General features: G+C 42.5%; 8 protein-coding genes. All 8 read left to right on the forward strand.

Annotated elements, in window-relative coordinates:
* Positions 1 to 74 precede the first annotated feature (74 nt).
* On the forward strand, positions 75 to 1,154 hold the full coding sequence (locus tag C1E58_RS03435; RefSeq protein ID WP_105114710.1) for a carbamoyl phosphate synthase small subunit: 1,080 nt from the start codon (positions 75 to 77) through the stop codon (positions 1,152 to 1,154).
* A 521-nt stretch (positions 1,155 to 1,675) separates the two neighbouring features.
* A complete protein-coding gene (gene carB, locus C1E58_RS03440; RefSeq protein WP_105209346.1) occupies positions 1,676 to 4,855 on the forward strand; it encodes a carbamoyl-phosphate synthase large subunit in 3,180 nt (1,059 codons plus the stop codon).
* Between the two features lie 109 nt (positions 4,856 to 4,964).
* Positions 4,965 to 5,414: a hypothetical protein gene (locus C1E58_RS03445; protein ID WP_105209341.1), complete on the forward strand. Its 450-nt coding sequence runs from the start codon at positions 4,965 to 4,967 to the stop codon at positions 5,412 to 5,414.
* Positions 5,411 to 5,674: a hypothetical protein gene (locus C1E58_RS03450; protein ID WP_105209342.1), complete on the forward strand. Its 264-nt coding sequence runs from the start codon at positions 5,411 to 5,413 to the stop codon at positions 5,672 to 5,674. The genes C1E58_RS03445 and C1E58_RS03450 overlap by 4 nt, the downstream gene beginning before the upstream one ends.
* Positions 5,675 to 5,799: 125 nt before the next feature.
* Positions 5,800 to 6,606: a hypothetical protein gene (locus tag C1E58_RS12345; protein ID WP_238142230.1), complete on the forward strand. Its 807-nt coding sequence runs from the start codon at positions 5,800 to 5,802 to the stop codon at positions 6,604 to 6,606.
* Positions 6,603 to 7,346 (forward strand): DUF6572 domain-containing protein, encoded by a 744-nt coding sequence (locus C1E58_RS12350; RefSeq protein WP_105209343.1) that lies wholly within the window; start codon positions 6,603 to 6,605, stop codon positions 7,344 to 7,346. The genes C1E58_RS12345 and C1E58_RS12350 overlap by 4 nt, the downstream gene beginning before the upstream one ends.
* Positions 7,347 to 7,573: 227 nt before the next feature.
* Positions 7,574 to 8,260 carry a hypothetical protein gene (locus C1E58_RS03465; protein ID WP_105209344.1) on the forward strand — a complete coding sequence of 229 codons (687 nt, stop codon included), beginning with the start codon at positions 7,574 to 7,576 and terminating at the stop codon, positions 8,258 to 8,260.
* Positions 8,261 to 8,457: 197 nt separating this feature from the next.
* Positions 8,458 to 9,251 (forward strand): DUF6572 domain-containing protein (locus C1E58_RS12355; RefSeq protein WP_238142231.1); only part of this gene is annotated, 794 nt, incomplete at its 3' end.

Consider the following 9,251-nt stretch of genomic DNA (forward strand, 5'->3'; position numbering starts at 1 on the left):
TCTCGAACGCAAGCGTTCTTGGTCAAACTCCTATTTTGCCTGTGTCCGCTTAACGCCCTTAATATCTTATTATTATGTCAAAAAGACGTTTGATTTTAGAAGATGGTACTATTTTTGAAGGGGAGGCCTTCGGTGCTGATATGGATGTGACTGGTGAGTTGGTTTTCTCAACTGGGATGACAGGTTATCAGGAATCTATCACGGACCAGTCTTATAATGGTCAGATTTTAACCTTTACCTATCCCTTGGTAGGAAATTACGGGATTAACCGTGATGATTACGAGTCAATCAAGCCGACTTGTAAGGGTGTTGTGGTTAGCGAGTGGGCCCGTCGAGCAAGCAACTGGCGTAATCAGATGACTTTGGATGAATTTTTGAAGGCTAAGAAAATCCCAGCTATCTCTGGCATTGACACACGCGCCCTAACTAAAATTATTCGACAGCACGGTACCATGAAGGCAACCTTGGCAAATGTCGGTGATTCTGTGGAGCATTTGACAGACCAGTTGAGAGCGACTGTTTTGCCAACCAACAACATCCAGCAAGTATCTACAAAGACGGCCTATCCTGCGCCTGGAGTTGGACGTAGTGTAGTTCTAGTCGATTTTGGCTTAAAACATTCTATTCTTCGTGAATTGGCCAAGCGTGATTGCAATGTGACAGTTGTTCCTTACGACACAACGGCTGAGGAAATTCTTGCCCTCAATCCAGATGGCGTCATGCTTTCGAACGGTCCTGGAAACCCAGATGATGTTCCTGAAGCCTTGGATATGATTCGTGGCATTCTTGGGAAAATTCCAATTTTTGGTATCTGTATGGGGCACCAACTCTTTGCTAAAGCAAATGGGGCAACCACTTACAAGATGAAGTTTGGTCATCGTGGTTTTAACCATGCGGTGCGTGAAATTGCGACAGGTCGAGTGGACTTTACCAGTCAGAACCATGGTTACGCTGTGGCTCGTGAGGATTTGCCAGAATGTTTGATGATTACTCACGAGGAAATCAATGACAAATCAGTAGAAGGGGTACGCCACAAGTACCATCCAGGTTTTTCTGTTCAATTCCACCCGGATGCAGCACCTGGTCCACACGATGCAAGTTATCTTTTCGATGAATTTATGGATTTGATGGATTCGTTTAAAAAAGGGCAGTAAGGTCTAACTACTATCGAACTAAACCTTACTGCGTCGGACTATTATTTAATTCTATCCGGAGAGATAGAAAATAGATAGGCAAGGGACAGGTCAATGGTTGCTGGCAACTCATTTCCCTACGCCTGCCTCTATGGAGGTCAGGCTATCCCTTGCACTAGCTCGAAAATGAATTAATGTCGAATCCATTTTCTCACGTCGGTCAGAGCAATTCGGACTTCATGCTAACGCATGTGTCCTTCTACGCAAAGTCCTATGGGACCTTTGCTAACTCTGACACTAGCAATAAGGTTTAACTAATATCGAGCTAAACCTTATTGCGTCGGACTTATCTTATTTAATGTCAACCTGTGAGTTGACGAATAGAAAGGAGAAGGTACAGGTTCGAATAAGATTTGATTTTCCTATTCGAACACGCCCTAAGGACTGTGCGAAAAAGATAAACGTCGTCTTGATGCTTGAAGCATCAGCGTCGCGTTTACTATTTTCGCTTTGTCCTCTTAACGGGCTTTGTATCATACATTATGCCAAAACGTACGGATATTAAGAAAATTATGGTGATTGGGTCTGGTCCGATTATTATCGGTCAGGCTGCGGAGTTTGATTATGCTGGAACCCAGGCTTGTTTGGCCTTGAAGGAAGAAGGTTATAGCGTTGTCCTGGTCAATTCAAACCCTGCGACCATCATGACAGACAAGGAAATAGCAGACAAGGTTTATATTGAACCGATTACGCTTGAATTTGTCACAAGGATTTTACGGAAGGAGCGTCCAGATGCTCTCTTGCCAACTCTTGGTGGTCAGACAGGTCTCAATATGGCCATGGAATTGTCTAAGGCTGGTATTTTAGATGAGCTTGGAGTTGAGTTGTTGGGAACTAAACTGTCTGCAATTGATCAGGCTGAAGACCGTGACCTTTTCAAACAACTCATGGAAGACCTCGAGCAACCCATTCCTGAATCAACTATTGTGACGACAGTTGACGAGGCTTTGGCATTTGCTAAGGAAATAGGCTATCCCGTCATCGTTCGTCCAGCCTTCACGCTGGGTGGTACTGGCGGTGGTATGTGTGCCAATGAAGAAGAACTGCGTGAAATTGCAGAAAATGGTCTGAAACTGTCACCGGTGACCCAGTGTTTGATTGAACGTTCGATTGCTGGTTTCAAGGAAATCGAATACGAAGTGATGCGTGATGCGGCCGACAATGCATTGGTCGTATGTAACATGGAAAACTTTGATCCTGTAGGAATTCATACAGGAGATTCTATCGTATTTGCCCCAACACAGACGCTTTCAGATATTGAAAACCAGATGCTACGTGATGCCAGCCTCAGCATTATTCGTGCCCTCAAAATCGAAGGGGGCTGTAATGTGCAGTTGGCGCTGGATCCACATAGTTTCAAATACTATGTCATTGAAGTAAACCCACGGGTTTCTCGTTCATCTGCCTTAGCATCAAAAGCAACGGGCTATCCTATCGCCAAACTAGCTGCAAAAATTGCGGTTGGCTTGACCTTGGATGAAATGGTGAACCCTGTTACAGGAACAACCTATGCCATGTTTGAGCCTGCTCTTGACTATGTTGTGGCAAAAATTCCACGTTTCCCATTTGACAAGTTTGAAAAAGGGGAGCGTCGCCTTGGAACGCAGATGAAAGCAACTGGTGAGGTCATGGCTATCGGTCGCAATATCGAAGAAAGTTTACTCAAGGCCTGCCGTTCTTTGGAAATCGGTGTTTACCACAATGAAATGCCAGAACTCAGCCAAGTGACAGATGATGAATTGGTTGAAAAGATTGTCAAGGCTCAAGATGATCGACTCTTCTATCTTTCAGAAGCCCTTCGCCGTGGCTATACAGTAGAAGAATTGGCTCAGTTGACCAAGATTGATGTCTTCTTCCTCGACAAGCTATTGCACATCTTGGAAATCGAACAGGAATTGGCTACTAATTTTGATAACATTGACCTATTGAAAAAAGCCAAGAAATACGGTTTTGCAGACCGCAAGATTGCGGAACTCTGGGGACGGACAGAATCCTACATCCGTCAACTGAGAACTGACCACAAGATTGTACCCGTTTACAAGATGGTGGACACTTGTGCAGCTGAATTTGAAAGTTCAACGCCTTATTTCTATTCAACTTATGAGTGGGAAAATGAGTCAATCCGTTCAGAAAAAGAATCTGTTTTGGTGCTTGGTTCTGGACCAATTCGTATCGGTCAGGGTGTGGAGTTTGACTATGCGACGGTGCATTCTGTAAAAGCTATTCAGGCCGCTGGCTACGAAGCCATCATTATGAACTCAAACCCTGAAACGGTCTCAACAGACTTCTCGGTTTCGGACAAGCTTTATTTTGAGCCATTGACCTTGGAAGATGTCTTGAATGTGATTGACCTTGAGAAACCAAAAGGGGTTATCGTTCAGTTTGGTGGACAGACGGCCATCAATTTGGCAGAGCCATTGGCCAAAGCAGGCATTCCAATCTTGGGGACACAAGTGGAAGACTTGGACCGAGCTGAAGACAGGGATTTATTTGAAAAAGCTCTGAAAGACCTAGGTATTCCACAGCCACCAGGCCAAACCGCAACCAACGAAGAGGAAGCTCTAGAAGCGGCCCGCAAAATTGGTTTCCCGGTACTTGTTCGTCCATCATATGTCTTGGGCGGTCGTGCTATGGAGATTGTCGAAAATGAAGAGGACTTACGTTCTTATATGAGAACTGCGGTCAAGGCTTCGCCAGAGCACCCAGTTTTGGTGGATTCTTACATCGTCGGTCGTGAGTGTGAAGTGGATGCTATTTCAGATGGTAAGGATGTCTTGATTCCGGGTATTATGGAGCATATCGAGCGCGCTGGGGTTCACTCAGGTGACTCGATGGCCGTTTATCCGCCACAAACCTTGTCCAAAGAAGTGCAGGCGACCATTGCAGACTACACCAAACGCTTGGCAATCGGTCTCAACTGTATCGGTATGATGAATATCCAGTTTGTCATCAAGGATGAAACGGTCTATGTGATTGAGGTCAATCCTCGTGCCAGTCGTACGGTGCCATTCTTGTCCAAAGTCACAGACATTCCAATGGCTCAGGTTGCAACCAAATTGATTTTGGGACAAAGCCTTGCGGAACTTGGCTACCAAGACGGTCTTTATCCTGAGAGCAAGCAAGTGCACGTCAAGGCACCGGTCTTCTCGTTCACAAAACTAGCTAAAGTTGACAGTTTGTTAGGACCAGAGATGAAGTCAACCGGTGAGATTATGGGGTCAGACTTGACGTTGGAAAAAGCACTGTATAAGGCTTTTGAAGCAAGCTATCAACACCTGTCTGAGTTTGGTAATGTAGTCTTTACCATTGCGGATGAAGACAAGGAAGAAGCTCTTGGACTTGCCCAACGCTTCCATGAACTAGGCTATGGTCTGCTGGCTACGGCAGGTACAGCTACCTATCTGGCTGATAAGGGACTATCCGTGACAACTGTTGGCAAATTAGGCGATGCAGCTTATCAAGATATTCCAAGTCTTGTTCGAGCAGGTAAGGTCCAGGCTATTATCAATACGGTTGGTAAAAAACGGGTGGCGGATGGCGACGGTCAGGTCATTCGAAGCTCTGCTATTGAAGGAGGAATTCCACTCTTTACGGCCCTTGATACAGCAGAAGCTATGATTAAGGTGTTGGAAAGCCGTAGCTTTATGACACAGGCTATATAGAAGATAATGCAAATTTGCAGCATAGACGACTTCGCAAGAGGTCGTCTTTTTGATATAATAGAGTTGTAATTATAACTAGTAGGATCGGCAAGGTAAATAAGGGAATAAAATGAAAATGGAAAAAATGACAGTAGAAGAGTTCTTACAACTGAAGAAGGATGCTCAGGTATCCTTGATTCTATTTATTGTTTTTGGAGTTTTCTTGTTTTCAAGTATGTTTTATATTACAGCGATTGGGGCGAGAACACAAATGTACAATTCACTTGTGACGATGGTGTTTCTATCTGTATTGATGAGTGCAGTCAGACCCTATGTTTTTTCCAAAAATATCTTAGAGAAAAAACAACCTGAGCTGAAGCAGTATTCGACAGAGGGCTACTCAGTTTCTAGTGCCTTTCTAAAAAGGGTTTTTCTAGTTTATTCGGTTGCGATTATTGTGGTTGTTTTTGGTTTTGCTTCTGCCTACGCAACTCGGGTTGAGACCATCCTTCCCGATGATACCTTACCAAGTCTGGAACAGAAGTCTATTATTGAATTAGAGCTTGAGGAAAATAAATGACAAAGCAAGAATTACTGAATTTTGTGGAAGCTCATCAATCTGAAATAGGGGCATTTAATATTATGCCAGGAAGAAAATTTGGTGGGCAATTTACTCTGGGCTACTATTTTGATGAGGAATCACAAAAATATAAAGTATATGAGGTGAGTGAGCGTCAAGAATTCTGGGTATGGGATGAATTTGATATGGAATCTGAGGCAATAGATAGACTATATCGAAAAATAGTTTTTAGTTTTAATTTAAATGAAAAGCATATTTAGATTTATCCATCGACTCTCTTGGAATTGTAGAGGGCTCTGTTAAGGGACTCCAAAGCCAACTTTCTCACATTGAAGTCTCAAGCCCAAGCCAAAATCAGCTCAACGCTCGTCAGGGTCAGGACTTTGTGGACTTACAAACGGTTGAGTTTGGTAAAATCGCCAGCAAGGTCGAGAACAACATCACGATCAAAATGACGGTTGATGGCGTTGAGCAGAAGATACGAGTTGATGCGATTGGTTTTGACGAGGCAGGCAATATCCGCATCCAGGAATACACGACTGCTCAGAGTGGTTTGAAGTCTAGCCGCCAGAACCTCTTGGAAGACCTGTCCAAGTACGGCGGCACCATTGTCGGATCAGGCAAGGGTGACTTTGTCGGAGGTGTTGAGATACCTAAGGGCACACGGATTGATGTCGTGTCGCAGAAGACGGGGAATGTGACGATTGGTCCCGTACAAGTATCAGATATACACCTACCAACAGATTCTCGCTATGACCAACAGTTAATTGTGGACTATACAGAAACAATGGGAACAACATATACACAGACAGACATTAATAAATTAACAGAGCTAACAACCCATAATGCTGATTCCGATATAGCATTATTAGGATATTTTGAATTTGAAAGTGTTACCTCTTATGAGCAAATTGCACACGCGAATGGATATACCTATTTTGATGCTGGCAATCGAGGATGGGAGGCAATTACAAAGGTAGACCCTGAATTACCTTATAAGGTTAATGATGAGTTTCTTCTGAAACAGATTCAGGAAGGTAAAGATTTTGTGTTGACTTCGGATCCGTTTCTCGCAAGAGAATTGGCAGATACAAAAAAAATTGGAGTTTCTTATGCAAATGAAATAGAGTTACTTGACAGACACGGTTATAAAATTGAGAAGTTTGGAAATTTTTGGAGGGCATATAAATGAGTGAAGACTATTTACCAATTAAAGAGAGTTTGGGTTACCAAAATGTAAAAAAAGCACTATGGAATGTATTTGCGGCAGATTTAGATGATATATCCATTGATGAAAAGCCATTTGAAAGTTTTAGTTTCCTATTTCATTACAAAGATTATGAGATGACTATGCTTATTTCTGATACTGAGAAACATGTTCAATTTCAAGCAGGAGAAGGAGGGCTTTTTAGTATATCACTTCCCAATCCTAGATATCCAACAGCTTCATTTCAAAAAAAAGTCTCATTATCTTATCTAATTTCTGATAAACATATTAGTGATAAGTTAAGATGGTGTCTTGGTCAGGATAAGGAAGCTGTTGAGTATGCTATGAAAGTTCTTAAAGACTATCTAGATTCCGATGACGCAAAGATTCTATTGGAGAGTCAAGAATTTTATTTGGATACAGCAACCATCGACTCTATCGGCGTTGTGGACGGTCACCTAGAACTATTATTGGCAGATGGAAACGCATGGCTTCCTGATACTGAACAAGACCACCTCCTCAAACTCCAAGAAAAGTTGAACAACTACATTCACTTTATTGAAAGCAAGCAGTATGTGGAAAGTTATGGGGATGACTTTACAGAAAAAGTTATCAATCTGACTTTTCAGTATGTCCCATCAGACAATGGTCTTGCTTTCCTAGTGCAAGTTCAAAAAGTGCTACAGCCGACAGATATTCGTTTGAAGGTTGTAGTGCCAGAGTAGAGTTTTTAGTCCAGACAGGATTACCTTGTCTGGATTTTTTGGTATAATGGGAGGGTAGAAATATTCTTCATTTGTGCATAAACGGTTTGGCTAGGCTTGCTCTAAAGCGGAGCCTAGGAGTGGGAGTGAGGTTGGAGTTGTTTTCTCTCGCATCCATTTTGAAACAAGTTGAGTAGCTCTGCTATTAACCACAAATTCAGCTCAACGCTCGTCAGGGTCAGGACTTTGTGGACTTACAAACGGTTGAGTTTGGTAAAATCGCCAGCAAGGTCGAGAATAACATCACGATCAAGATGACGGTTGATGGCGTGGAGCAGAAAATCCGAGTGGAGGCGATTGGTTTTGACGAGGCAGGCAACATCCGCAGCCAGGAATACACAACTGCCCAGAATGGTTTGAAAATCAGCCGTCAGAACCTCTTGGAAGACCTGTCCAAGTATGGAGGCACCATTGTCGGCTCAGGCAAGGGCGACTTTGTCGGCGGTGTTGAGATACCCAAGGGCACACGGATTGATGTCGTGTCACAGAAGACGGGGAATGTGACGATAGGCTCATCGAATACCGTCTATTCTATACATGACTTTAAAGCTGAGATGGAGCAATTGCCTCATATCAATCTTTCAAAACAGGTTGAAGATGGCTTGGTTAGTACGAAGAACGGGAGCCGTCCGTCACCTCACCATGTTTATTCAGTAGAAGAAATTGCAACTCATCTTGCTATGTTCGATGATGGAGCAGTGAAAGTTATGAGCTTTGAAACATATGATTATGGGTTGCAAAATTATGGTGCGACGATAGGCCATCCTGACGGTCATTATGTAATGCCTAAATTTGTTTATGAAAAAGCTGTAAGGGCATCTAATGGTAATCCAAGAGTTCTAGAGGAACTATTGGGATTAGAACAGGGGTACTAGGAGATAATCCAGTTGTTATTGATATTCAGCGCTTAAAAAACCTCCGGATGCCTTCTGGTAACGAGCCTGGAGCTTGGCAAGGTTTGTGGGAACCTGGAGGCTACACACAGGGAGGGATTCCTGAGGCAGTGATTGATCAACTTAGTGAGTCGGATTATACAATAGACGAAGTATTCCAATAGAAAGGTCAGATATATATGAAAGTGTTACGAGGGACTGACTTTATAATATATGAATTAAATGGGCAATATAGCATTAATTGGTATCGTGGGCGAGAACGTTTCTCTTATCCAATAGATGAAGATTTAGTAAAAAAAGCTCTGTTAACATCTAAAGACGGGAAAGAGGTCATGTTTTATGTAGAGCATGGGCGCTGGCCAGAAGAGGATGAGTTAGAGCATTATAATGAATCTAACGTAATTACACATAGAGGGAATAATTTTATTGTCTATGAAGAAAATGGCAAATATGAGATGCACTTTATGACTGGCGGATTTCAAGACCGAGAGGTCATCTATCCTATTTCTAAAGAACTTATGGAAAGAGCTTTTGAGTCGCCTCAAGATGCCTATGAAGTAAAAATTTACTTAATGACAGGCCATTGGCCAGATAAGAGTCAAGAAGAATTGGATAGAAATTTCTTAAGGCAGTTTCCAGAGCAAATTCTTAAGAACCCGACTATTTCAAAGACTCTCTTTTCAGAGTATGAGTTTACGAAATTATTGAAACAAGCAATTGAAACAGTATTACAGACTAGTAAAATTGATAGCTTAGGAATAGTTGAAGAACATTTGGAACTCTTGCTTCTAGACCCAATCAAGTGGCAGGAAGAAACAGAAATTATTCATTTACAGTTATTGCAAGAAAAGCTGAACAACTACATCCACTTTATCGAAAGCAAGCAGTATGTGGACAGCTACGGGGATGACTTTACAGAAAAAGTTATCAATCTGACTTTCCAGTATGCTCCATCAGACAATGGTCTTGCTTT

Origin of the sequence: Streptococcus suis, assembly GCF_002964575.1 — a bacterium.
GTDB classification, from domain to species: Bacteria; Bacillota; Bacilli; order Lactobacillales; family Streptococcaceae; genus Streptococcus; species Streptococcus suis_R.